Here is a 24,385-nt window from a genome sequence, read left to right on the forward strand (position 1 = left end):
GTGACCTCGGTCCGCGTATCGCGCACGCCCTACTGCCGATCAAGGGCAAGGGCGGATCGGACTGGTCGTACTCCTGGATCCCGGTCTTCGGCCCCATCGTCGGAGGCGTCATCGCCGGCCTCGCCGCCGGACCACTCCTCCCCATCCTCACCTGAATTCCCAGCGGGCCCGGCCACTATGGTGACCGGGCCCGCTGTTTGCATCGGACCGCAGAACTTAACGAAGGAGTTAGACATGACGGACTACATCCTGGCCATCGACCAGGGCACCACCAGCACTCGCGCGATCGTCTTCGACCACTCGGGCTCTATCGTCTCGACAGGCCAATTGGAGCACGAGCAGATCTTTCCCAAGGCGGGCTGGGTCGAGCACAACCCGAAAGAGATCTGGGACAACACCCGCGAGGTCATCGGTCAGGCGCTCTCGAAGGCCAATATCACGCGCCACAACATCAAGGCCGTAGGCATCACCAACCAGCGTGAGACCGCGGTTGTCTGGGACAAGAACACCGGCGAGCCCGTCTACAACGCCATCGTCTGGCAAGACACCCGCACCCAGGAGATCGTCGATCGCCTCTCTGCAGACGGCGGCGGAGACCGCTTCAAAGACGTCGTCGGTCTCCCGCTGTCGACGTACTTCGCCGGTACCAAGATCGTCTGGATCCTCGAGAACGTCGAAGGCGCCCGCGAACGCGCCGAAGCCGGCGACCTGCTGTTCGGAACCACAGACAGCTGGGTGACCTGGAACCTCACCGGAGGCGTCGATGGCGGCGTTCACATCACCGACGTCACCAATGCGAGCCGCACCCTCTTCCTCAACCTCGAAACGCTCGAATGGGACGACGACATCCTCGCCGTCTTCAACGTGCCGAGATCGATGCTGCCCGAGGTCAAGAGCTCCTCCGAGGTCTACGGACTCGTGCACGACTCGAGCCTGCTGCGCGAGGTTCCGGTGGCCGGAATCCTGGGCGACCAGCAGGCCGCCACATTCGGCCAGGCCGCGTTCGACAAGGGCGAGGCGAAGAACACCTACGGCACCGGCAACTTCCTCATCTTCAACACCGGCACCGACATCGTCAAGAGCGAGAACGGCCTGCTCACCACCATCGGCTACAAACTCGGAGACGGAGAAACCCACTACGCCCTCGAAGGCTCCATCGCCGTCACCGGCTCGCTCATCCAGTGGTTGCGCGACAACCTCGGCATTATCTCGTCGGCGCCGGAGGTGGAGGCGCTGGCCGACACGGTCGACGACAACGGTGGCGCCTACTTCGTACCCGCGTTCTCGGGTCTGTTCGCTCCGCACTGGCGATCGGATGCCCGCGGCGCCCTGGTCGGTCTCACCCGATACGTGAACAAGGGCCACATCGCCCGCGCCGCGATCGAGGCCATCGCGTTCCAGACCCGCGAGGTTCTGGATGCGGTCAACGCCGACTCCGGCGTACCGCTGACCGAGCTGAAGGTCGACGGCGGCGCATCCGCCAACGACCGCCTGATGCAGTTCCAGGCCGACATCCTCGATGTGCCGGTGGTGCGCCCCGTCGTCGCAGAGACCACGGCGCTCGGCGCGGCCTATGCGGCGGGACTCGCCGTGGGCTTCTGGTCGACCCTCGATGAACTCCGCGCCAACTGGCAGGAGGACAAGCGCTGGACGCCCAGCATGGACGACGCCGAGCGCGAGCGTCTGCTGCGCAACTGGAAGAAGGCCGTCACGAAGACCCTCGACTGGGTCGACGAAGACACCCAGTGATTCAGTGACGCGTGGCTTCGGCCCACGCGTCGAGAGTGGCCGTCGCCGCCCCGGAATCGATCGTCCGGGCGGCTACGGCCATTTTTTCTCGCAAGCGCTCGACGATCGGCCTGCGTCCCTGCTCCGGATCGGATGCGAGTTCGAACGCGACCAGACCCGCGGCGGCATTCAGTAGCACGATGTCGCGCACCGGCCCCGTCTCACCCCGAAGCACCCGCCTGGCGATATCGGCGTTGTGCTCGGCGTCACCGCCGAGCAGATCGCTCATCTTCGCCCGTGCCAAGCCGAGGTCTCGAGGGTCGAGATCGTGTTCGACCACGGCGCCCAACGACACCTCCCAGATATGGCTGTGGCCCGTGGTGGTCAACTCGTCGAGTCCATCGTCACCGCGGAACACAAGGGCCGTGGCTCCCCGCGTCTGAAAGACGCCCACGAAGATCGGCACCCTATCGAGCTGAGCCACACCGACAGCGGATGCCTCCGGCCTGGCCGGATTGCACAGCGGGCCGAGGTAGTTGAAGACCGTCGGCACGCCCAACTCCCGTCTGACGCTCGCGACATTGCCGAACCCGGGGTGGAATTTCGCCGCGAAAGCGAAGGTGATTCCCGCCTCGTCGAGCACCTGAGCCGTGCGCACGTTCGAGATGTCGAGATCGACACCGAGCGCCTGCAGCACATCCGAGGAACCGGACTTCGAGCTGGCGGCCCTGTTTCCGTGCTTCACGACAGGGACGCCGGCAGCGGCAGCCACGATCGACGCCATAGTCGAGACATTCACAGTGCCATGCCTGTCACCGCCCGTACCGACGATATCGAGCGCAAGCGGGTCGACGTCGAGACCGACCGCGTGGTCGAGCACCGCGTCGCGGAAACCGACGATCTCGTCGACCGTCTCGCCTTTGGCACGCAGAGCGACCAGAAAAGCGGCGAGTTGAGCGTCCGATGCGTCACCCGACATGATCTGATCCATCGCCCATGAGGAGTCAGATACAGAAAGATCCTCTCGAGCAAGAAGAGTGGAGAGAATTCCGGACCAGGACTCTGAGTACGCCATAGGCCGATTCTAAAGGCCAGACGACTGACCGACCGGTGTCAATGGGCGCCGCCACTCATACCCAAATGCAAAAACCCTGTGCTGATATCGGACATAATGGAGAAGTGACGAGCAGCTCCCTGACCCAGACTTCGAGTGCCCCCCTGATCCAACGACCTAACGTCGTGGCAGTGGGCACAATCGTGTGGCTCGGAAGCGAGGTGATGTTCTTCGCCGGCCTCTTCGCCATCTACTTCACTCTCCGTAGCACGTCGGGCCCACTATGGGAGAGCGAGTCGAGCGTTCTCAACGTTCCTTTCTCCCTCGTGAACACTCTCATCCTGGTCGCGAGTTCCTTCACCTGCCAGGCAGGTGTCTTCGCAGCCGAGCGTCTGCAGGCGCGCGCCACCGGGTGGAAGCCGACGCAGTGGGGAACCACCGAGTGGTTCTTCCTCACCTACCTGCTCGGCGCGATCTTCGTCTCGGGCCAGATCTTCGAGTACGCCACGCTGGTCTCCGAGGGCATCTCGATGAGTTCCAGCGCCTACGGTTCGGCGTTCTACCTGACCACCGGTTTCCACGGTCTCCACGTGACCGGTGGACTCATAGCCTTCCTGCTTGTCATCGGCCGGATCTTCGCCGTCAAGAACATGGGGCACCGCGAGGCGACCAGCGCCATCGTCGTGTCGTACTACTGGCACTTCGTCGACGTGGTCTGGATCGGCCTGTTCCTCGTCATCTACGTACTGAAATAACCGACCGGCCCACCCGAACCCCGGTCGAACGAAGAGAGTTGTGAAAAGAGTGAAGAGAATGGCCCGAAAAGGCAGCACGGCAAACAGACGTCACCCCTTGGCGACCGTTGCCCTGATCGCAATCGGACTTATGTTCACCGGTGGTGCATACACGCTCTTCAGCGGCACGGCCACAGCTGAGACCAGCACCGCGTCGCAGACCACGATCGACGAGGGCAAGAAGCTCTTCGCCGCCAACTGTGCCAGCTGCCACGGACTCGACCTTCAGGGCACCGGCGCGGGCCCCAGCCTCCTCGGAGTCGGCGCCGCCTCTGTTGACTTCCAGGTCGGTACAGGTCGTATGCCCATGGCTATGCAGGGCCCCCAGGCTATGGAGAAGGCACCTCAGTTCACCGCAGAAGACACCGAGGCACTGGCCGCCTACGTCGCCTCTCTCTCCCCCGGACCGGCAGTTCCCGACGAGAGCCTGCTCGACGCCAAGGGCGACGCGAGCAACGGAGCCGAACTCTTCCGCATCAACTGCGCCATGTGCCACAACGTGGCCGGCGCAGGTGGAGCGCTCACCGAGGGCAAGTTCGCGCCGGCGCTGACCGGCGTCGCCGCCGTGCACATCTACGAGGCCATGGTCACCGGTCCGCAGAACATGCCGGTCTTCAACGACAAGAACCTCTCCCCCGAAGACAAGCGCGACGTCATCACGTACCTCAAGTACATCGAGAAGAACCCGTCTCCTGGTGGATACGAACTCGGCAGCTTGGGCCCCGTGGCAGAGGGACTCTTCGTGTGGATCTTCGGGCTGGGTGCCATCGTCGCCCTGACCGTGTGGCTCACTGCGAAGTCGAACTAGACCAGCGAACCGGCTGCTAACACATTCTTCACCGAGGCGAGGACGACCTGAGAAGGACGCCCTCGAAGAAAAGCTCGAAAGGCAATCACATGGCACATGACGATATGAGCGGCAAGGACATCACCGCTGTTTCGTCGGCTGGCGTCTCCCACGAGACGGCAGCTCCTGGCACGGCCGTCATCCCGTCCGAGACGTTTGAGAACCCGGGCTTCCCGGCTCACCGTCCGCGTGTGACCGACACCGACCCGAAGGCCGAGAAGAAGGCCGAACGACAGGTTTACACCTTCTTCTATCTGTCGATCGTCGGCAGCATCTTCGCCATCGCCTCGTACATGGCGTTCCCCATCGAAGACGGCGACACCGGCGCACTGCGCCTGCACACTATGATGCTCGGCATCGGAATCGTTCTCGCGCTCTTCGGGCTGGGATTCGGTGCGGTTCACTGGTCGAAGAGCCTCATGGCCAACCACGAGGGAATCGACCAGCGCCACCCCGTCCGCGGCAGCGAAGAAACACGCGCCCGCGCCGTCGAGATCTTCAAGCAGGCTAACGAGGAGTCCGGCTTCGGACGCCGCACACTCGTCCGCAACACTCTCCTGGGTGCCCTCGTGGCCTTTCCCCTTCCCGCGGTCGTCCTCTTCCGCGGCTGGGGTCCTCAGAACGAAAATCCCGTCGAGATGCTCGAACACACGATGTGGAAGAAGGGCGCACGCCTCACCCTCGACCCGTCGGGGCTCCCGATCAAGGCATCCGATGTCACGCTCGGGTCTGCTTTCCACGTGATCCCCGAGGGACTGAACGAATCGGAGCATCGCCTCGAAGAGAAGGCGAAAGCGTCCGTTCTCCTTATGCGCCTCGACCCCTCCAAGCTCAAAGAGAGCGCGGAGCGGACCGGATGGTCGTACGACGGCATCGTCGCCTACTCCAAGATCTGCACCCACGTTGGATGCCCCGTCGCTCTCTACGAGCAGCAGACGCACCACCTGCTCTGCCCCTGCCACCAGTCGACATTCGACGTCACCGAAGAATGCAAGGTCATCTTCGGACCGGCGAAGCGTGCGCTGCCGCAGCTGCCTATCGCCGTTGACGGCGAGGGCTACCTGATCGCCCAGAGCGATTTCCACGAACCTGTCGGCCCGAGCTTCTGGGAGCGATCTTCATCATGAGCACAGTGACCACCCCGGACACCGCACCGGCCCCAGCCCCGACACAGACGTCGTCGCAGAGGAGCAGCACAAGCCGCTTCACGGAGGCCGCAGCGAACTATATCGACGAGCGCACGAGCATCTCGGGCGTCGTCAAGGAATTCGGCCGCAAGATCTTCCCCGATCACTGGTCGTTCATGCTCGGCGAGGTCGCCCTCTACAGCTTCGTCGTCATCCTTCTGACCGGAACGTTCCTCACGTTCTTCTTCCAGGCCTCTATGGCCGAGGTCGTCTACAACGGCTCGTACGTGCCGCTCAAGGGTGTCGAGATGTCCACGGCCATGTCGTCGACGCTGAACATCTCGTTCGACGTTCGCGGTGGCCTTCTCATCCGCCAGATCCACCACTGGGCTGCGCTGACCTTCATCGCGGCCATCGGCATCCACATGCTCCGCATCTACTTCACGGGCGCCTTCCGCAAGCCGCGCGAGTTGAACTGGGTCATCGGCTTCATCCTCTTCATCCTCGCTCTTGCCGAGGGCTTCACGGGATACTCGCTTCCCGATGACCTCCTCTCGGGCAACGGTCTGCGAATCATCGACGGTCTCATCAAGGGACTGCCCGTCGTAGGGACCTGGATCTCGTTCCTGCTCTTCGGCGGCGAATTCCCCGGAACCGATATCGTCGGACGCCTCTACTCCCTGCACATCCTGCTGCTGCCGGCCATCCTTGCCGTCATGCTCGCCCTGCACCTCGTCTTCGTCGTCGTGCACAAGCACACGCAGTGGTCGGGACCAGGCCAGACGAAAGACAACGTCGTCGGCTCCCCCATCTTGCCGATGTTCGCTGCCAAGGCGGGTGGCTTCTTCTTCATCGTCTTCGGTGTCATCGCACTGATGGGCACGTTCTTCACCATCAACCCCATCTGGAACTACGGCCCCTACGACCCGTCACCGGTCTCCGCGGGTACACAGCCCGACTGGTACATCGGATTCGCCGACGGCGCCCTCCGGCTGATGCCACCGGGACTCGAGTTCGAGCTGTGGAACCGTACCTGGTCGTTCAACATCCTCATTCCGGTACTGCTTCTCACCGGCCTGATCGTGGCCGTTCTGGTCTACCCGTTCATCGAGGCCTGGGTCACGGGCGACAAGCGCGAGCACCACCTGCTCGACCGCCCGCGCAACGCGCCGACCCGCACCGCGATCGGTGTCGCCGGAGTCCTGTTCTACGCCGCCCTCTGGGGTGCGGCGAGCTCCGATATCATCGCCACGCACTTCCAGCTGTCGATCGAGGGTGTGATCCACGTGAATCAGGCTCTGCTCATCCTCGGCCCGATCATCGGTTACCTCGTTACAAAGCGCGTCTGCCTCGCCCTGCAGAAGAAGGACCGCGAGATCGCCCTGCACGGTTTCGAATCGGGGCGCATCGTGCGCCTCCCGGGCGGCGAGTACATCGAGGTGCACCAGCCTGTCGACGAGTACGAGCGCTGGAAGCTGGTGGACTACAACGACTACCAGCCACTGATGATCCGCCCGAACGCCCAGGGCAAGATCACCGCCGTGCAGCGTTTCCGTGCCGGCATGTCGCGATGGTTCTTCGAAGACCGCATCGCACCCGTGAGCCCCAAAGAGATCGAACGCGGCGGCCACCACTAACATCGCGACAGCACTGCATCCAGATCCGCCGGATCGTCTCCTCCGAGATGATCCGGCGGATTTTTTGGTATCGTCCCCTACATGAGTTTCAACCGTTCCGCATGGTGGTGGCTGCGATAGCAGCCGGTTGAAACATGTTCACGGGCTGCACGGCGGCTCGTGAACGGCCCGAGTACTCCGTGCGGCTCCCAACAGATCGGGAGACACGAATGGATTCTTTCACCTCAACTGCGCAGCGATCGGCTGAAGTCTCAGCCGCCGTAGCCCTCCATCCGGAGCGCTTTCGCGTGCTTACTGGTGAGCGACCCACCGGGCCGCTACACCTGGGTCACTACTTCGGCACAATCAGGGAACGAGTGCGGCTGCAAGAGGCCGGTGTCGAGATGTTTATCGTGCTCGCGGACTATCAGGTCATCACCGACCGCGACACGACAGCTCACGTTCGAGAGAACGTGCATAGCGCGGTGCTCGACTATCTCGCCGCAGGCATAGATCCGAAGCGGACCACTATCTTCACGCACTCCTCGGTGCCCGCACTGAACCAGCTGCTCCTGCCGTTTCTCAGTCTCGTCACGGAGGCCGAATTGCATCGCAATCCCACCGTGAAGGCAGAACTCGCAGCGTCTGGACGAGCCTTGAGCGGGCTGCTACTGACCTATCCGGTGCACCAGGCCGCAGACATCCTGTTCTGCAAGGGAAACCTCGTGCCGGTCGGCAAAGACAATCTCCCGCATGTCGAGATGACCCGTGTCATCGCTCGGCGGTTCAACGAGCGTTACGGCCAGGTGTTCCCCGTGCCGGATGCGCTCATCACCTCGGCACCCGAAGTTCCCGGCCTCGACGGAAGGAAGATGTCGAAGAGCTACGGCAACGCGATCTCTCTCTCGATGACGCCTGATGAGACAGTCGACGCGATCTGCCGGACAAGAACAGATCAGGACCGCCGAATCAGCTTCGACCCCGAGCAGCGCCCTGGCGTCTCAGCGCTGTTATCGACGGCCTCTCTGTGTCTCGGCGTCGATCCGGTCGAACTCGCCGCAGAGATCGGCGACCGCGGTAGCAGCGCCTTGAAGGAGGTAACAGCGACCGCTGTGAACGATTATCTGGCGCCCCTCAGGGAGAGACGGCGAGCGTTCGCCAGCGATCCTGATCTCGCGAGCAGAATTCTCGGTGAAGGAAATGAGGTTGCGAATACCGCCGCGGAGACAACGCTTGCCGAGGTGCGCGCAGCCATGGGAACGAGCTACTGACCGATCTAGGCGGGAACCGCAAAAGGGCCCGTCTCGAGTGAACGAGACGGGCCCTGAAGCGCACGTGGATCTAACGGGCGAAGTATCCCCGGTAGTACTCGTAGACCCAGCCGACGATCGCGACCAGAACGAGGGCGACACCGATGAAGGTGATCCACGTTCCAACAGCGAAGCCCAGCAGCATCAGCGAAGCCGACCCGGCGAGGATGACTGGCCACCAGCTCCAGGGGCTGTAAAAGCCCATCTCGGGGTCGCCATCATCGATATCGGAGTCGAGACGGTCTTCAGGAAGGTCTCCGCCTTGTGCACTGAAGACACGGCCCAGGTAGAACGCGAGGAATGCCGACAGGACACCCGCGAGGCCGATACCGAGGGCACCCACCCACTCGACATTGCCCTGGTCGATGATGTGCCAGAAGATGTAGACACCCGAGAGGAGGAGGCAGAAGACCGCCAGGATCCAGAAGAGATTCTTATTCGCTCTCATCGGTTACTTCACCTTCTCGGATGCTGTGTCGTACGTCGGAGCGTCGGGAGCGTCTTTCGCTGGGCCCACTCCGAAGGGGATACCCGCCTCCGGGTGGTTGAGGTCGAACGCGGGCGATTCGCTGCGGATACGCGGAATAGACGTGAAGTTGTGCCTCGGCGGCGGGCACGACGTGGCCCACTCCAGTGAACGCGAGTAACCCCACGGGTCGTTCACCGTGACCTTGGGAGCGCGACGAGCCGTGATGTACACGTTCAAGAAGAACGGCACCAGGGATGCTGCGAGCAGGAACGCTCCGACCGTCGACACCTGGTTCATCGATGTGAACCCGTCTTGCGGCGAGTACGTAGCGTACCGACGCGGCATACCCACGACGCCGAGCCAGTGCTGGATGAGGAACGTCGTGTGGAAGCCGATGAACAGCATCCAGAAGTGCCACTTGCCGAGAGTCTCGTTGAGCATCTTGCCGGTCCACTTGGGCCACCAGAAGTAGAACCCGCTGAACATGGCGAAGACGACGGTGCCGAAGACCACGTAGTGGAAGTGGGCGACGACGAAGTACGAGTCCGAAACGTGGAAGTCGAGCGGCGGTGAAGCCAGGATGACGCCGGTGAGCCCACCGAATGTGAACGTGATCAGGAAGCCGATCGCCCAGAGCATGGGCGTCTCGAAGGTGACAGAGCCTCGCCACATCGTGCCGATCCAGTTGAAGATCTTCACACCCGTGGGCACGGCGATGAGCATTGTCATCAGGGCGAAGAAGGGCAGCAGCACCGAGCCGGTCACGTACATGTGGTGAGCCCACACCGTAACGGAGAGCGCGGCGATCGAGATCGTGGCGTAGATCAGCGTCTTGTAACCGAAGATGGGCTTGCGACTGAAGACAGGGAATACCTCTGACACGATGCCGAAGAACGGCAACGCGATGATGTACACCTCGGGGTGGCCGAAGAACCAGAAGAGGTGCTGCCACAGCAGGACTCCCCCGTTGGCGGCGTCGTAGACGTGGGCCCCGAGTATGCGGTCGGCGCCGAGCGCGAACAGAGCCGCTGCGAGGACGGGGAACGCCATCAGCACGAGGATCGAGGTCACGAGGATGTTCCACGTGAAGATCGGCATGCGGAACATGGTCATGCCCGGAGCACGCATCGTGATGATGGTCGTGATGAAGTTCACCGCTCCGAGGATCGTTCCGAATCCGGAGATACCGAGGCCGATGACCCAGAGGTTTCCGCCGTCTCCCGGGGTGAAGGTCTCGCTCGAGAGCGGCGCATAGGCGAACCAGCCGAACGAGGCGGCACCCTGAGGGGTGAGGAAGCCCGCGACGGCGATGAGGCTTCCGAAGCTGTAGAGCCAGTACGCAAAGGCGTTCAGTCGCGGGAACGCGACATCGGGCGCACCGATCTGCAGCGGCATGAGAACGTTCGCGAAACCCGCGAACAGCGGCGTAGCGAACATCAACAGCATGATCGTGCCGTGCATGGTGAACAGCTGGTTGTACTGATCCTTGGTCTGAAGGATCTCCAGACCGGGCTCGAAGAGCTGAGCCCGGATGACGAGCGCCATCACTCCACCGAGGCAGAAGTAGATGAACGAGGAGATCAGGTACATGTACCCGATGGTCTTGTGGTCTGTGGAAGTGATCCACTTGACCAGGACGTTGCCCTTGCGCTCCGCGCTGCGGGACTGTCCGTCGTTGAGGGCCTGACCGGTGGTCGGCGCTACGGCTGTAGTCGTCATCTGCGTTTCCCCTACTCCGCTACCCGGGGCGACGTCGTGCCGGGGAGGTTCTGATTTCTGTCGTACTCGTGTCCGAGCTGGCCGTTGAAGCCGGCATCCTTCAGAGACTTGATATACGCGTCGTAATCGTCTTGAGAGACGACCTTGACGTTGAAGAGCATGAGCGAGTGGTACTCGCCGCAGAGCTCAGCGCACTTTCCGCTGTAGGTTCCGATGCGTTCTGGCGTGACGTACATGTAGTTCGTCTTGCCGGGGATCATGTCCTTCTTGTAGAGGAAGTCGATGACCCAGAAGGAGTGGATGACGTCGCGAGACTCGAGCTGAATCTCGACCTTCTTACCCACGGGCAGATACAGGGTCGGGATTTCGGACTCGACAAGGCTGCCCTTGGCGTCGTCGGGGTTCGGCTGGCCCTGGATGCCGGGCGAGTAGACGTCGGCGTCGACGTAGTTGAAGTCCCACGCCCACTGCTTGCCGTAGACGGCGATCGTGACGTCGGGGTCGTCGTACTTGGCCTCGATGGCCGACTGGTCACGCGCCGTGAACGCGAAGAAACCGAGAACCAGGATCAGCGGGACCACGGTGTAGAAGATCTCGATCGGCATGTTGTAGCGAAGCTGAGCGGGAAGTCCGGTCTGCCCACGGCGACGGCGGTAGACGATCACGGCCCAGAGCGTGAGGCCCCAGGTGATGATTCCGACGATGAGAAGCACGATCCACGAGGTGACCCATAGCCCGATCACCCGGTCGACGTTGTTCGTCGTTCCCGGCTCGGTGGGCAGCCATCCCTGGAGCTGCTGCTGAGTGCAGCCCGCGAGGAGGAGTGCGAGGGTGGCGGCAATGGGAATTGCAGCCAGGCGGAGACGTCGAGAGCGCACCAGTGACCTTTCGGAAGACTGTCGGAGGAACTACCGACAAGTGTAGAGAACCGTGCTCTAGCCTACTCGACATAACACGCCCGCCTGAATCCACAAAGGGAGCCGCTTGACAGCGACTCCCTTGCGGAACAGCGGAATTCCGGGCCTCGTCGGGCCCGAAGAATCAGTGGAACGAATCGCCGCAGGCGCAGCTTCCACCCGCATTGGGGTTGTCGATCGTGAAGCCCTGCTTCTGGATGGTGTCTTCGAAGTCGATGGTCGCGCCGTCGAGATAGGGAACGCTCATCTCATCGACGATGACCTCGACCCCGTTGTAGTCGACGACAGCATCGCCGTCGAGCTGACGCTCGTCGAAGTACAGCTGGTAGATGAGGCCTGAGCAGCCGCCGGGCTGCACGGCGACGCGCAGTCGCAGGTCTTCGCGGCCCTCTTGAATGAGCAGGCTGCGCACCTTCTCGGCTGCGGCGTCGGTGACGCCCACGCGGTGGCTGGGAGCCTCGGTCTGGGTCAATACGGTGTCGCTCATGGCTGCTCCTAGGAAGTCGGGAAAGCACGTGCGCCGTGATGCGCGATACCTCGCACACGTACGTCGTTACTGGTCAGTCTAAACACGCAAACCGTGCGTGGGCGGAATTCATTCCGCCAGATCGGCGACAGTTCGCTCGTTCAGTCGGGCCAGAAGGAACGCCTCGCTCAGAATCGCGCGCTTGAGCACACCCAGATGCTGCGATTCGTTGGGACTGTGGGCACGGGTGTCGGGGTCCTCCACCCCGGTCACGAGAATCTGCGCGGCCGGGAAGACACGGGCGAGATCCGAGATGAACGGGATGGACCCACCGATTCCGGTATCCACAGCGTCGACACCCCACCCGTCTTTCATCGCCGTCTTCGCTTCACGCACGGCCCAGCCTGTCGTATCGACGAGGAATGCGTCGCCGAGGTCGACGTCGCTGATCTCGATCGCGGCTCCGAAGGGAGCCTTCTCTCGCAGGTGCCTCTCGATCGCCGCAAACGCGTCGCTGGCCTTCTGGCCCGGCGCGATGCGTGAGCTGATGCGCACGGCGACCTGCGGCAGAAGAGTATTGGATGCGTTGGCGACGCTGGGTGCATCGATACCGGTGACCGTGATGGCCGGCTGGAACCAGAGACGCGAGAGGATCGAACCGTTACCGACGCTCGTGACTCCCTCGACGAATCCCGCTTCGTGGGCCAGCTGGCTCTCGGAGTACTCCGGAGTAGCACCCTGGGTGCCGACAAGTCCTTCGACAGCGACCGACCCGTCGTCGCCATGCAGCGACGCGAGCAGCCGCACCATCGCGAGCATCGCATCCGGAGCGGCACCGCCGAACATGCCCGAGTGCGAGGCATGCTCGAGCGTGCGCACGGTGAGCTTGAAGGTGACGTTGCCCCGAAGGCTGATGGTCAGGGCCGGAGTGTCGACGTTCCAATTGTCGGAGTCGGCGACGACGATGACATCTGCCTCGAGCTGGTCGCGGTGCTTGTCGAGAAACGCCGCGAACGAGCGCGAACCGAATTCTTCTTCGCCCTCGATGAAGACGACGAGTCCGAGATCGAACTCGTTCGCCGTGGCCTCGACCAGTGCCTGGATCGACGCGATGTGAGAGACGACCCCTGCCTTATCGTCTGATGCCCCGCGGCCATAGAGACGATCGCCTCGAATGGTGGGCTCATAGGGAGCGGAATCCCAGTCGGCGTCATCGCCGGGAGGCTGAACGTCGTGATGCGCGTAGAGGAGCACCGTGGGACGACCATTCTTCGCTGCGCGCGAAGCCAGCACGGCGGGCTGACCGAGAGAGCCCTCGGGGGTCTCGGCCTGCGAGACGATGACCGAGTCGAAGGCACCCGTCTGTTCGAGCAGCGACGCGACCGCATCGGCGCTCTGCGCGACGAACGCGCGATCGAATGCGTCCCACGACACGGAAGGGATGCGCACGAGGTCGGTCAGCGTCGCGACGGAGGCCGGCATATTCTGCTCGACGATGCCGCGCACCACTCGCTGCAGGTCATTGTCATCGGAATATGTCGCGCCCGTGTTCTCAGTCATAGAGGTAAACTTTATACTTCTGCACTTCTCGGCAAGGACGTACATCGTGGCCAAAGACAAAGCCCCCGCTCTCGACGCACCGCGCGACGCGCAGTTCGACGACGCCCCCATCAGCGGCAAGGGCCACGCGACTCCCACCCGCAAAGAGCGAGAGGCCGCCAACAAGCGCCCTCTCGTCGCCGGCGACAACAAAGAGGCCCGCAAGGCGTCACGGGCGAAGCTGCAAGAGTCCCGTGACCGTGCGCGCGTCGGCATGGCGAACGGCGAGGAGAAGTTCCTCCCCCTCCGCGACAAGGGTCCGCAGCGCCGCTACGTCCGCGACTACGTCGATGCGCGGTTCAGCCTCGGCGAGGTCATGATCCCCGTCATGTTTGCCGTGATCCTGGCGACACTGGTTCCGAACCCGACCGTGCAGACCGCTCTGATGCTCGCCCTCTACGCGTTCGTCGTTCTGGTGGTCGTCGACAGCCTGCTGCTCGGCTGGCTCGTCACCCGCAAGCTGAAGGCCAAGTTCGGCGACAGCAAGGTAGAGAAGGGCGTGCGCTGGTACGCGGCGATGCGTGCCCTGCAGCTGCGACCCCTTCGCCTTCCCAAGCCGCAGGTCAAGCGCGGCAAGTACCCGGTCTGATCCTCACGACGAGCAACCGACACTGAACGACGACGTCGATGAAATTCGTGACCACCGTCGTGATCGACGGCAACAACACGGGCATCGAGGTGCCCAGTGAGGTCATGTCGGCCCTCGGACCCGAGAAGCGGATCCCGGTCGTCGTCACCATCGGGTCGCACAGCTACCGAAGCAGCGTCGCGGCATACAAGGGTCGTTTGATGATCTCGTTGAGCGCCGCCAATCGGGCGCAGGCGAATGTCGCCGGCGGAGACGAGGTCGAGGTAGAGGTAGAACGCGACACCGCACCTCGAACGGTCACCGTTCCGGCCGACCTCGCCAGGGCACTGATCGACGATCCCGAGTCAAAGGCACGCTTCGACGCGCTGTCGTACACGAACCAGAATCGCATCGTGCTGTCGATCGAGTCGGCCAAGACGGAGTCCACCCGGCTGCGGCGCGTCGATGCAGCTCTGGCAGAACTCCGCTAGTCCCGGTCCGCTGCGAGGAGCCGATCCAGACCGCGGTTGATCTGCCGCGCCCAGAGCGGACCGCGGTAGAGGAACGCTGTGTATCCCTGCACCAGCGTGGCTCCCGCACGCAGCCGTTCGGCCACGTCGTGAGCCGTCTCGATGCCACCGACAGAGATGACGCAGAGTTCGGCGGGGACCACCGACCGGATGACACGCAAGACGTCGAGCGACCTCGCCGCGAGAGGTGCCCCCGACAGCCCTCCGGCGCCAGCCGCCGCAACGGTCTCCTCAGCCGTACGAAGTCCGTGCCTGGACAGCGTCGTGTTCGTGGCGATGATTCCGTCGAGACCTAGATCGACGGCGAGTTGGGACACCCTCTCCACCTCGTCGTCGGTGAGATCGGGTGCGATCTTCACGAGGAGCGGTGTCGAGCCGGCTTCGGTCTTCACCGCTCTGAGCAAAGGCTCGAGCTTGTCGATCTCCTGCAGTCCACGGAGGCCGGGAGTGTTCGGTGAGCTGACGTTGACGACGAGGTAGTCGGCGACAGGCGCGAGGGCGCGCGTGCTCGAGATGTAGTCGCCGATCGCGTCTTCGACGGCGACTATGCGGCTCTTTCCGATATTGACACCGATCACGGGCCTTGCGCGAAGCCCGGTCGCCCTCGCCACGCGAAGCGACGCCTCAGCCGCTCCCCCGTTGTTGAATCCCATGCGGTTCACGACCGCTCGGTCGGCTATGAGACGGAAGAGGCGGGGCTTCTCGTTGCCCGGCTGCGGATGAGCCGTGATCGTGCCCACCTCCACATGCCCGAACCCGAGCACGCCCAGACCCTGGATGCCACGGGCATCCTTGTCGAAACCGGCTGCGAGGCCGAATGGGGTCGCGAATTCGAGCCCCAGCGTGCGTACGGCGTGTGACGACCGGGACGCTGTGAACCGGCGAGCGAGACCGCCGAGGCCGAGGCGGGGAATGAGCCGGATCACCGTGAACGCAAGGTGGTGCGCCCGTTCCGGATCGATACGGGTCAGGACGTGAGTGAAGAGGAGTGCATACATTCTCACTCGACCGTGGCTTCGCTGTCGTTGCTCGATCGGGCCGCCTCGTGCTCGACTCTCAGAAGCGTGATCGCCGCTTCGAAGTCGTCGAGCGAATCGAATCCCTGATAGACGCTGGCGAAGCGCAGGTATGCCACCTCGTCGAGCTCACGAAGCGGCTGCAGGATGGCGAGGCCGATGTCATTGGCCTCGATCTGGGCGGCCCCGCTGAGCCGCACGGTCTCCTCGACGCGCTGGGCGAGTATGGCCAAATCGGAATCGGTGACCGGCCGCCCCTGGCATGCCTTTCGCACACCGCTCACGATCTTGTCTCGGCTGAACGGCACGACCACGCCGCTGCGCTTGATGACGTTGAGACTCGCGGTCTCTGTGGTGCTGAAGCGTCGACCGCATTCAGGACACTGGCGTCGGCGCCTGATGGCGAGGCCGTCGTCGGTCGTCCGGGAGTCGACGACACGCGAGTCGGGATAGCGGCAATAGGGGCAGAACATGTCGCGGGGCCTAACGGTCTGGAGAATCGAAGCGTACGGCAACCGCCTCAGCGTGCGCCGGGAGGTTCTCGGACTCGGCGAGAGCATGGAGGCGATCTTTGACCTCGCCAAGCGCCGCACGATCGTAACGGATGATCTGCTGCGGGCGGAGGAAGGTATACGCGCCCAGGCCCGATGAGAATCGCGATTGGCCTCCCGTCGGAAGCACGTGATTGGAGCCCGCCAAGTAGTCGCCGAGACTCACCGGCGAGTATGCGCCGAGAAAGATCGCTCCAGCATTGTGGATGCTCGAGACAACCGCGTCTGGATCGATCGTCTGGATCTCGAGATGTTCCGGACCGTAGGCGTTGCTGAACTCTGCCGCAGCCGACAGATCGTCGACGAGCACGATCGCCGACTGAATGCCATCGAGCGCGATCGCCACTCTCTCCGCGTGGCGGGTCGAGCGTGCCATCTCATCGAGGAGTGAGCGCACCCGGTCTGCGAGTTCCGGTGAATCGGTCACCAGCACGGCCGCCGCGAGTTCGTCGTGTTCCGCCTGGCTCACCAGATCGGCCGTGACGAAAGAGGCATCGGCGTCTGCATCGGCGATGATGAGGATCTCGGTCGGGCCGGCTTCGGAGTCGATACCCGTTCGTGCACCGACGATGCGCTTCGCCGCGGCGACGTAGACATTGCCCGGGCCCGTGATGACCTGAACGGGATGGAGATCGAGAGCAGGGACGCCGTAGGCGAGTGCGCCGATAGCTCCTGCTCCGCCCATGGCGTAGACCTCGGTGATTCCCAGAAGTCCGGCGGCGCCGAGAATCGTCGGGTGCACTGACCCACCGAATTCTCTCTGTGCCGGTGATACAAGAGCGATCGATCTGACCCCGGCGATCTGAGCGGGAACGACGTTCATCACCACACTCGAGGGGTAGACCGCTTTGCCTCCCGGAACGTAGAGACCGACCCGTTCGACGGGGTGCCACCGCTGCTCGACGACGGCACCCTCGCCCAGCGTCGTTGTCGTGGCCGGAGGAACCTGAGCGCGCGTCGCCATGCGCACACGTTCGATCGCCGCTTCGAGAGCCACGCGCACGTGGGGATCCAGGCTGGCGACGGCCTCGTCGATATCGCTCTGGGACACACGGATCGACCGGGGGGTGACACCGTCGAATCGCAGTGCCTGGTCGAGGATGGCCTGCTCTCCCCTGTCGATCACGTCATCGATCAGCTGCTGAGCTGCAACCTGCGCTGCAGACACGTCGGTGAGTGACCGCGGCACGAGGTTGATGAGTTCTGAAGGGCTAGGCTTGTGACCCCGAAGGTCGATCGTCTGAATCATGGCCTGTCCATTGTATTGGCCGATGCATACCGGCGGCCGCCGTCGGGAATAGCTCACACGCAGTGTCGAGTTGGAGGACAGTGTGACCGATACAACTCAGCCCGACGCACCCGAGGGCACGTCCACCCAGCCGCAGACTCCCGACGATCTCGTCGCATTCAAGCAGGCGTTTCGGCGACACGCTGCCGGGGTGGCTGTCGTGACGGCGCTCTCCCCCGATGGTGCACCGGTCGGCTTCACCGCCACGTCGTTGTCGTCGCTCTCGGCCGTGCCGCCCATGGCGACCTTCAACATGGCGCGCTCCGCCAGCGCCTGGCGAGCGATCGCCGAGACCGACTACGTGGCCATCCACATGCTCGGTTCGCGCAACAGGTCGGTCGCCGAGATCATGTCCGGCGACCAGGCGCTTCGTTTCGAGGGCGATCACTGGCACACAGGCCCGCATGGACTGCCCATTCTGAACGACGTGACCGCATGGATGGTGGGACGCATCATCGGACGCATGCCACTGCACAACAACGCTGTCGTCGCCGTTCAGGTAGAGCAGGGCGGCCTCGGCGACGACGACGAGGCGCTGCTGTACCACGAGCGCGCGTATCGGCTGCTCGGCGACCACGCATAGCCGTGGTCGCATCGGGCGGACGACGGCCCCCGTCTCACGCCAGGCAGTTCGGGCCAAGCAGCGACTTCAATTCGCCGTAGAGATCGGCCGAGACCCGCACAGGATAGGGGATCTCGAAGATCCGCGCGGTCTGACCCTTGACCAGCTTGAGGCGAACCTCGGTGTCGCCGGAGTGCCGGATGAGCACGTCGTTCAGTGCCTGAACCGTGTCTGTCGTGGCCCGCGACTCCGTCATCGAGATCTCGACCGGGCCGAAGCCGCCGGCCTGACCCAGATCGGGTGAAAACAGGCTGAACGCGTGCAAGTTCAGTCCGTCATCGCGCATGCTCACTCGTCCGCGGACGACGACGATCGCATCGTTCGTCAGCGCGGGGGCGAACTCCTGGTACGACTTGCCCATGAACATGGCGGTGACCTCGCCGCCGAAGTCCTCGATCTGGATCATGCCGTACTGGTTGCCGCTGTTGCGCGCCGTGCGATGCTGCACGCTGGTGATGAGCCCGGCAACCGTCACCTGGTCGCCGTCTTGAGTGTGCTCGCTCGCGAGCAGATCGGTGATGGATGTCGACGCGTGCTTCGCCAGAGGGATCTCGAGACCGGCCAGGGGGTGGTCGGAGACGTAGAGGCCGAGCATCTCCCGTTCGAAGGCGAGCTTGTCGCGCTTCGTCCACTCCGGCCGCTCGGGAACCTGACTCTCGGTCTGCGGCTCGTCCCAGAGGCTGTCGAAGTCGAATCCGACCTGGCCGTTCGCCTCGGCTCTCTTGTCACTGACCGCGCTCTCGACCGCGTCCTCGTGGATCTCCATTAGAGCCCGACGGGAGGAACCGAGCGAGTCGAATGCGCCGGCTTTGATGAGCGACTCGATGGCCCGCTTGTTCGTGACGGGCAGCGGAACCTTGCGTAAGAAGTCGTGGAACGACTCGAAGCGGCCCTTCTCTTCGCGGGAGTTCTTGATGCCGTCGACGACGTTGAAGCCCACGTTGCGCACGGCGCCGAGCCCGAACCGGATGTCCTCCCCCACAGCGGCGAAGAAGCCGATCGATTCGTTGACATCGGGCGGAAGCACCTTGATGTTCATGCGCCGGCACTCGTTGAGGTAGAGCGCCATCTTGTCTTTGGAGTCGCCGACGCTGGTCAGCAGAGCAGCCATGTATTCGGCCGGATAGTGGGCCTTGAGATACGCGGTCCAATAAGAAACCACTCCATAGGCGGCGGAGTGGGCTTTGTTGAAGGCGTAGTCGGAGAAGGGAAGGAGGATATCCCAGAGGGTCTGAACGGCGGCCATCGAGTATCCGTTGGCCTTCATCCCGGCAGAGAAGCCCTCGAACTGCTTGTCGAGCTCGGACTTCTTCTTCTTTCCCATTGCCCGGCGCAAGAGGTCGGCCTGGGCCAGCGTGAAGCCTGCGAGCTTCTGCGCGATCGACATGACCTGCTCTTGATACACGATCAGGCCATACGTCGTTCCCAGCACCTCGAAGAGAGGCTCCTCGAGCTCGGGATGGATGGGCGTAATCGGCTGCAGCCCGTTCTTTCGTAGGGCGTAGTTGGTGTGCGAGTCGGCACCCATCGGGCCGGGCCGGTAGAGCGCGAGCACGGCCGAGATGTCTTCGAAGTTGTCGGGCTTCATCAGGCGCAGGAGCGAGCGCATGGCTCCTCCGTCGAGCTGGAACACGCCCAGGGTGTCTCCGCGAGCCAGCAGCTCGTATGACGGCACATCGTCGAGTTCGAGATCCTCGAGAACCGGGCGGTGCCCACGGTTCGACTGGATGTTGTCGAGCGCGTCGTCGATGATCGTCAGGTTTCGAAGACCGAGGAAGTCCATCTTGATGAGGCCGAGAGCCTCAGCTGCCGGGTAATCGAACTGCGTGACGATCTGCCCGTCTTGTTCACGCTTCATGATCGGGATGATGTCGATCAGAGGCTCGCTCGACATGATCACACCGGCGGCGTGCACGCCCCACTGCCTCTTGAGGTTTTCGATGCCGACAGCAGTGTCGAAAACCGTGCGCGCCTCGGGATCACTCTCGATCACGGCACGGATGTCGGACGCCTCCTTGTAGCGCGGGTGCTTCGTGTCGAAGATGCCCGAGAGCGGGATGTCTTTTCCCATGATGGGCGGCGGCATCGCCTTGGTGAGCTTGTCGCCCATACCGAAGGGGAAACCCAGAACACGAGACGAGTCCTTCAGCGCCTGCTTGGCCTTGATGGTTCCATACGTGACGATCTGGGCCACACGCTCGTCACCGTACTTCTCCGTGACGTACTTGATGACCTCACCGCGGCGACGGTCGTCGAAGTCGACGTCGAAGTCGGGCATGGATACGCGGTCGGGATTGAGGAAACGCTCGAAGATGAGACCGTGTCTGATGGGGTCGAGATCGGTGATGTTCATGGCGTACGCCACCATCGATCCGGCTCCCGACCCTCGGCCTGGCCCGACGCGGATTCCATTCTTCTTCGACCAGTTGATGAAGTCGGCCACGACGAGGAAGTATCCGGGGAACCCCATCTGAAGGATCACGCCTGTCTCGTACTCGGCACGTGCCCGCACATCGTCGGGGATGCCGTTCGGATAGCGAGCGATCAGGCCCGCCTCTACTTCTTTGACCAGCCAGGTGTCTTCGGTCTCGCCCTCGGGAACCGGGAAACGGGGCATGTAGTTCGCCGACGTGTTGAAGACGGTCTCGCAGCGCTCGGCGATGAGCAGCGTGTTGTCGCACGACTCCGGGTGGTCGCGGAACAGGTGCCGCATCTCGGCCGCGGACTTCAGATAGAACTCGTCGGCGTCGAACTTGAAGCGATTGGGGTCGGAGAGTGTGGAACCCGACTGAACGCACAGAAGCGCAGCGTGGCTCGTCGCGTCGTGGGCATGCGTGTAGTGCAAGTCGTTGGTTGCAACCAGCGGCAGATCGAGCTCTTTGGCAAGCCGCAGCAGATCGGGCATGATCTGCCGCTCGATGCCGAGCCCGTGATCCATGATCTCGGCGAAGTAGTTCTCTTTGCCGAAGATGTCGCGGTAGTCGGCGGCAGCCTTGCGCGCCTCGTCGTATTGCCCCAGTCGCAGACGAGTCTGGATCTCGCCGCTCGGGCATCCGGTCGTAGCGATGAGCCCTGTTGAGTACATGCTCAACAGCTCCCGGTCCATACGCGGCTTGAAGTAGTACCCCTCGATTGACGCGCGCGACGACAGCCGGAAGAGGTTGTGCATGCCCTCCGTGGTCTCGGAGAGCAGCGTCATATGCGTGTAGGCGCCGGATCCGGAGACATCGTCTCGCCCGGAGTTAGGACCGCCCCACTTCACTCGAGTCTTATCGCCCCGGGCTGTGCCCGGCGTGATGTACGCCTCGGTTCCGATGATCGGCTTGATGCCCGCGTCCGTGGCGGTCTTCCAGAAGTCGAATGCCCCGAAGACGTTGCCGTGGTCGGTCACCGCCACAGCCGGCATGCCCTGCTCGACTGCGGCTTCGATCAGGGGTTTCACCCGCGCGGCACCGTCGAGCATCGAGTACTCGCTGTGCACGTGGAGGTGAACGAATGAATCCTGAGAAGGCACAGATGACTCCGACTAAAGCTGGGGCGAGAGGTCTCTAAGTTTACGTCGGCTCTCCCGACTCACGACCTCAGTCGCGCCGAAGAATGTCGAGCGCGTGCTGCAGATCGAGTGGGTACGGAGATTCGAACGACACGTACTCTCGGCTCCTCGGGTGGATGAATCCGAGACGCTTGGCGTGCAGCCACTGCCTCGTGAGGCCGAGACGCGCAGAGATCGTCGGGTCGGCGCCGTACATCGCGTCGCCGACGCACGGATGCCGCTGTGCCGCCATATGAACACGGATCTGATGCGTGCGCCCGGTTTCTAGATGCACCTCGAGCAGCGAGGCCGAGGGAAATGCCTCGAGCGTCTCGTAATGCGTCACGCTGGGCTTGCCCGCGGCGGTCACAGCGAACTTCCAGTCGGAACGAGGGTGGCGACCGATGGGAGCGTCGATGGTACCGGCGAGAGGATCGGGATGACCCTGCACGACGGCGTGATAGATCTTGTCGACCTCACGGTCGTGAAAAGCGCTCTTGAGCCACGTGTAGGCGTCTTCGCTCTTGGCCACGACCATGAGACCGCTGGTGCCCGCGTCGAGTCGGTGCACGATGCCCGCGCGCTCGGCGGCCCCGCTCGTCGAGATGCGGAAGCCCGCCCCCGCGAGTGCTCCGAGAACCGTCGGGCCGGTCCAGCCGACGGAGGGATGTGCCGCGACGCCGACCGGCTTGTCGATGACGACGATGTCGTCATCGTCATAGACGATTCCCAGATCGGGCACGTCGATCGGCACGATCTGGACTTCGGTCTTGGGACTCCATGTCACCTCGAGCCACGAGTCGGCCCGGAGCCTGTCGGACTTGCCGACTTCGACTCCGTCGACCGTCACTCCGCCGGCATCGAGGATCTCCGCTGCGAAGGTGCGGGAGAACCCGAGCATCTTCGCCAGAGCCGCGTCGACCCGGCTGCCGTCGAGGCCGTCGGGAACCGGAAAAGATCGGTTCTCTGCCATCAGGAGGCTTCGCCGGGCGCTGTCGCCGACGATTCCCGGAGTTCGTCCGACTCCTCGTCGCCCGGGCGGACGGGCCGAGACCCGTCGAGGCCGATGCCTCGCAGAGTCAGGATGAGGAAGAGGCCCATGCTGACGACGATCGCCGTGTCGGCGATATTGAAAATGGCCGGCAGCAGCGGGATGCGGAGGAAGTCGACCACATGGCCGACTCCGAAGCCCGGCTCACGGAACAGACGATCGGTGAGATTGCCCAGTACTCCACCGAGGAGGAGACCGAACACGATCGCCCAGCCGAGAGAGCGGATGCGGCGTGCGAACCAGACGATGAAGACGGTGACCGCAGACGCGAGGATCGAGAAGATCCAGGTGTAGGCGTTGCCTATCGAGAAGGCAGCGCCCGGGTTCTTGACGAACTGAAACTGGAGGAGGTCGCCCAGCACGGGGACGACCTCATCCGGTTTCAACGTTGTGACAACGAGATACTTAGAGCCTTGATCGAGGATAAACGCAGCGATTGCAACGAGAACCAGGACGATCAGGACCCTGGGACTGGCCTTCGCGGCAGTCCTAGCCTCCAAAGCCGGTGTAGCTCGGTGCAGACGAGGTCGATCCGCCTTCGGTGCCCGAGGAATCGAGGTCGCGGAGCTGGCCCTCGATGTAGCTCTTGAGCTTCACGCGGTAGTCCTTCTCGAACGAGCGCAGCTCATCGATGCGGTGCTCGATGGCAGCCTTCTCCTGGTTCAGGCGTGCGAGGTCGTTGCGCTGCTTCGTCTCTGCTTCTGCAACGATGCGCGCGGCGGTCGCGTGACCTTCGGCGATGAGTGCATCGCGCTTGTCCGCGCCCTCCTTGACGTGCTCGTCATGCAGGCGGCGCGCCAGCTGCAGGAGGTTCGTGGTCGAAGCCGCGTCGTCGTCGGCAGCGGGGGCCGGAACAGCGGAGACCGGGGCCGGAGCAGCGGCGACAGGTTCGGGGACGACCGCGTCGACGACGGGAGCGTCGGCAACAGGCTCGGAGACGACGGGTGCATCAACAGCCGCCGAAGGAGCGGAGCCTCCCGAGGAGAGCTGAGCGCGAAGCTCCTCGTTCTCCTGGGTCAGTCGACGCAGTTCAACGACGACCTCGTCCAGGAAGTCATCGACCTCGTCCTGGTCGTAGCCCTCGCGGAACTTGGTCTGCGCGAAGCGCTTGTTAACAACGTCTTCTGGAGTTAACGCCATGTTCTTCCACCTTTATTACATTCGACGAACGGGGATATCGCTAACCAACGCTAGCAATAAACACGGCGGCAGGCGTTGAGGCCCACGGGCACGTGTCTCGATTGTGCATGACACACACTACAACGAGCTACGCCGAATACCTGACGAAGTTCAGGATGGACATGGCGATGATGACCAGCAGCATCACGATGCTCCACCCGAAATCGAATGCCACCGGACCGAGACGGAGCGGTGGGATTATTCGGCGGAAGAACTTGATCGGAGGATCGGTGACCGTATACGCGACCTCAGCAATGAACAGAACGAACCCGACCGGTCGCCATGAGCGCTGAAAACTCTGCACGAGGTCGAGTACGAAACGCCCCCACATGAGGAAGAAGTAGACGAGCAGCGCGTAGTACGCGACTGTCGCGACGATGATGACGAGTAGATCCACTCGTC

23 protein-coding genes and 1 pseudogene are annotated in these 24,385 nt (G+C 63.1%); 10 read left to right on the forward strand and 14 right to left on the reverse strand.

Translation table 11 applies throughout. The features are described 5' to 3' along the window. Together B9Y86_RS16590 and glpK are read left to right on the forward strand one after the other, a co-directional pair. Nucleotides 1–155 (forward strand): annotated as a pseudogene (locus B9Y86_RS16590) (aquaporin); the annotation flags it as partial. Between the two features lie 79 nt (nt 156–234). After that, nucleotides 235–1,749, forward strand: a complete 1,515-nt coding sequence (gene glpK, locus B9Y86_RS16595; protein WP_085488190.1) for a glycerol kinase GlpK — start codon at nt 235–237, stop codon at nt 1,747–1,749. A gap of 1 nt (nt 1,750) precedes the next feature. Here the strand turns inward: glpK and trpD are convergent, their stop codons facing one another. Then, the gene (gene trpD / locus B9Y86_RS16600) at nt 1,751–2,803 is read right to left on the reverse strand and encodes an anthranilate phosphoribosyltransferase (RefSeq protein WP_085488192.1); all 1,053 of its coding nucleotides are present in this window, start codon (nt 2,801–2,803) and stop codon (nt 1,751–1,753) included. 65 nt (nt 2,804–2,868) lie between these two features. On the opposite strand from trpD, the gene ctaE reads away from it, so the two are divergent. The 5 genes from ctaE to trpS all read left to right on the forward strand — a co-directional run bounded on the left by ctaE (nt 2,869) and on the right by trpS (nt 8,437). After that, nucleotides 2,869–3,537, forward strand: a complete 669-nt coding sequence (gene ctaE / locus B9Y86_RS16605; RefSeq protein WP_082466303.1) for an aa3-type cytochrome oxidase subunit III — start codon at nt 2,869–2,871, stop codon at nt 3,535–3,537. A gap of 58 nt (nt 3,538–3,595) precedes the next feature. After that, nucleotides 3,596–4,384: a cytochrome bc1 complex diheme cytochrome c subunit gene (qcrC, locus tag B9Y86_RS16610; RefSeq protein WP_085488194.1), complete on the forward strand. Its 789-nt coding sequence runs from the start codon at nt 3,596–3,598 to the stop codon at nt 4,382–4,384. An 89-nt stretch (nt 4,385–4,473) separates the two neighbouring features. Further along, nucleotides 4,474–5,550 carry a cytochrome bc1 complex Rieske iron-sulfur subunit gene (gene qcrA / locus B9Y86_RS16615; RefSeq protein WP_085488196.1) on the forward strand — a complete coding sequence of 359 codons (1,077 nt, stop codon included), beginning with the start codon at nt 4,474–4,476 and terminating at the stop codon, nt 5,548–5,550. Further along, nucleotides 5,547–7,187: a cytochrome bc1 complex cytochrome b subunit gene (gene qcrB, locus B9Y86_RS16620; protein WP_085488198.1), complete on the forward strand. Its 1,641-nt coding sequence runs from the start codon at nt 5,547–5,549 to the stop codon at nt 7,185–7,187. Before qcrA ends, qcrB begins: the two co-directional genes overlap by 4 nt. Nucleotides 7,188–7,396: 209 nt before the next feature. After that, nucleotides 7,397–8,437, forward strand: a complete 1,041-nt coding sequence (trpS, locus tag B9Y86_RS16625) for a tryptophan--tRNA ligase (RefSeq protein ID WP_085488200.1) — start codon at nt 7,397–7,399, stop codon at nt 8,435–8,437. Between the two features lie 70 nt (nt 8,438–8,507). Here trpS and B9Y86_RS16630 read toward each other — a convergent pair whose 3' ends face one another. The 5 genes from B9Y86_RS16630 to B9Y86_RS16650 all read right to left on the reverse strand — a co-directional run bounded on the left by B9Y86_RS16630 (nt 8,508) and on the right by B9Y86_RS16650 (nt 13,607). Then, a complete protein-coding gene (locus B9Y86_RS16630) occupies nt 8,508–8,924 on the reverse strand; it encodes a cytochrome c oxidase subunit 4 (protein WP_085488202.1) in 417 nt (138 codons plus the stop codon). Nucleotides 8,925–8,927: 3 nt separating this feature from the next. Continuing rightward, entirely contained in the window at nt 8,928–10,664 is a 1,737-nt protein-coding gene (gene ctaD / locus B9Y86_RS16635; protein WP_055781588.1) for an aa3-type cytochrome oxidase subunit I, read from the reverse strand. A gap of 11 nt (nt 10,665–10,675) precedes the next feature. Then, nucleotides 10,676–11,545 carry an aa3-type cytochrome oxidase subunit II gene (gene ctaC, locus B9Y86_RS16640; protein ID WP_139824958.1) on the reverse strand — a complete coding sequence of 290 codons (870 nt, stop codon included), beginning with the start codon at nt 11,543–11,545 and terminating at the stop codon, nt 10,676–10,678. Nucleotides 11,546–11,705: 160 nt separating this feature from the next. Further along, nucleotides 11,706–12,068 (reverse strand): iron-sulfur cluster insertion protein ErpA, encoded by a 363-nt coding sequence (gene erpA, locus B9Y86_RS16645; protein ID WP_044443252.1) that lies wholly within the window; start codon nt 12,066–12,068, stop codon nt 11,706–11,708. Nucleotides 12,069–12,176: 108 nt separating this feature from the next. Next, a complete protein-coding gene (locus B9Y86_RS16650) occupies nt 12,177–13,607 on the reverse strand; it encodes a dipeptidase (RefSeq protein WP_085488203.1) in 1,431 nt (476 codons plus the stop codon). Nucleotides 13,608–13,653: 46 nt separating this feature from the next. Between B9Y86_RS16650 and B9Y86_RS16655 the strand changes: the two genes are divergently transcribed. Then, nucleotides 13,654–14,235: a DUF3043 domain-containing protein gene (locus B9Y86_RS16655; RefSeq protein ID WP_244894817.1), complete on the forward strand. Its 582-nt coding sequence runs from the start codon at nt 13,654–13,656 to the stop codon at nt 14,233–14,235. A gap of 38 nt (nt 14,236–14,273) precedes the next feature. Beyond that, nucleotides 14,274–14,705 (forward strand): YdeI/OmpD-associated family protein, encoded by a 432-nt coding sequence (locus B9Y86_RS16660; protein WP_085488204.1) that lies wholly within the window; start codon nt 14,274–14,276, stop codon nt 14,703–14,705. Here B9Y86_RS16660 and B9Y86_RS16665 read toward each other — a convergent pair. Genes B9Y86_RS16665 through hisD form a run of 3 tightly spaced genes read right to left on the reverse strand, consistent with a single transcriptional unit; the run spans nt 14,702 to nt 17,560 of the window. Continuing rightward, nucleotides 14,702–15,742, reverse strand: a complete 1,041-nt coding sequence (locus B9Y86_RS16665) for a quinone-dependent dihydroorotate dehydrogenase (protein WP_085488206.1) — start codon at nt 15,740–15,742, stop codon at nt 14,702–14,704. The two genes, B9Y86_RS16660 and B9Y86_RS16665, sit on opposite strands and share 4 nt — an antisense overlap. A gap of 2 nt (nt 15,743–15,744) precedes the next feature. Beyond that, nucleotides 15,745–16,233: a transcriptional regulator NrdR gene (gene nrdR / locus B9Y86_RS16670; RefSeq protein ID WP_085488208.1), complete on the reverse strand. Its 489-nt coding sequence runs from the start codon at nt 16,231–16,233 to the stop codon at nt 15,745–15,747. Nucleotides 16,234–16,243: 10 nt separating this feature from the next. Further along, the gene (gene hisD / locus B9Y86_RS16675; protein ID WP_085488210.1) at nt 16,244–17,560 is read right to left on the reverse strand and encodes a histidinol dehydrogenase; all 1,317 of its coding nucleotides are present in this window, start codon (nt 17,558–17,560) and stop codon (nt 16,244–16,246) included. 82 nt (nt 17,561–17,642) lie between these two features. Between hisD and B9Y86_RS16680 the strand changes: the two genes are divergently transcribed. Further along, on the forward strand, nt 17,643–18,182 hold the full coding sequence (locus B9Y86_RS16680; RefSeq protein WP_085488212.1) for a flavin reductase family protein: 540 nt from the start codon (nt 17,643–17,645) through the stop codon (nt 18,180–18,182). Nucleotides 18,183–18,216: 34 nt separating this feature from the next. Here the strand turns inward: B9Y86_RS16680 and dnaE are convergent, their stop codons facing one another. The 5 genes from dnaE to B9Y86_RS16705 form a co-directional block, all read right to left on the reverse strand. Then, nucleotides 18,217–21,684, reverse strand: a complete 3,468-nt coding sequence (gene dnaE / locus B9Y86_RS16685) for a DNA polymerase III subunit alpha (protein WP_244894826.1) — start codon at nt 21,682–21,684, stop codon at nt 18,217–18,219. Nucleotides 21,685–21,802: 118 nt separating this feature from the next. Next, nucleotides 21,803–22,726 (reverse strand): RluA family pseudouridine synthase, encoded by a 924-nt coding sequence (locus tag B9Y86_RS16690; protein WP_085488216.1) that lies wholly within the window; start codon nt 22,724–22,726, stop codon nt 21,803–21,805. After that, entirely contained in the window at nt 22,726–23,304 is a 579-nt protein-coding gene (gene lspA / locus B9Y86_RS16695) for a signal peptidase II (protein ID WP_228515455.1), read from the reverse strand. The genes B9Y86_RS16690 and lspA overlap by 1 nt, the downstream gene beginning before the upstream one ends. Continuing rightward, entirely contained in the window at nt 23,294–23,944 is a 651-nt protein-coding gene (locus B9Y86_RS16700) for a DivIVA domain-containing protein (RefSeq protein WP_085488218.1), read from the reverse strand. Before B9Y86_RS16700 ends, lspA begins: the two co-directional genes overlap by 11 nt. 127 nt (nt 23,945–24,071) lie before the next feature. After that, the gene (locus B9Y86_RS16705) at nt 24,072–24,380 is read right to left on the reverse strand and encodes a YggT family protein (RefSeq protein WP_280522313.1); all 309 of its coding nucleotides are present in this window, start codon (nt 24,378–24,380) and stop codon (nt 24,072–24,074) included. Nucleotides 24,381–24,385: the final 5 nt, after the last annotated feature.

Source organism: Agreia pratensis (assembly GCF_900177685.1).
GTDB classification, from domain to species: Bacteria; Actinomycetota; Actinomycetes; order Actinomycetales; family Microbacteriaceae; genus Agreia; species Agreia pratensis.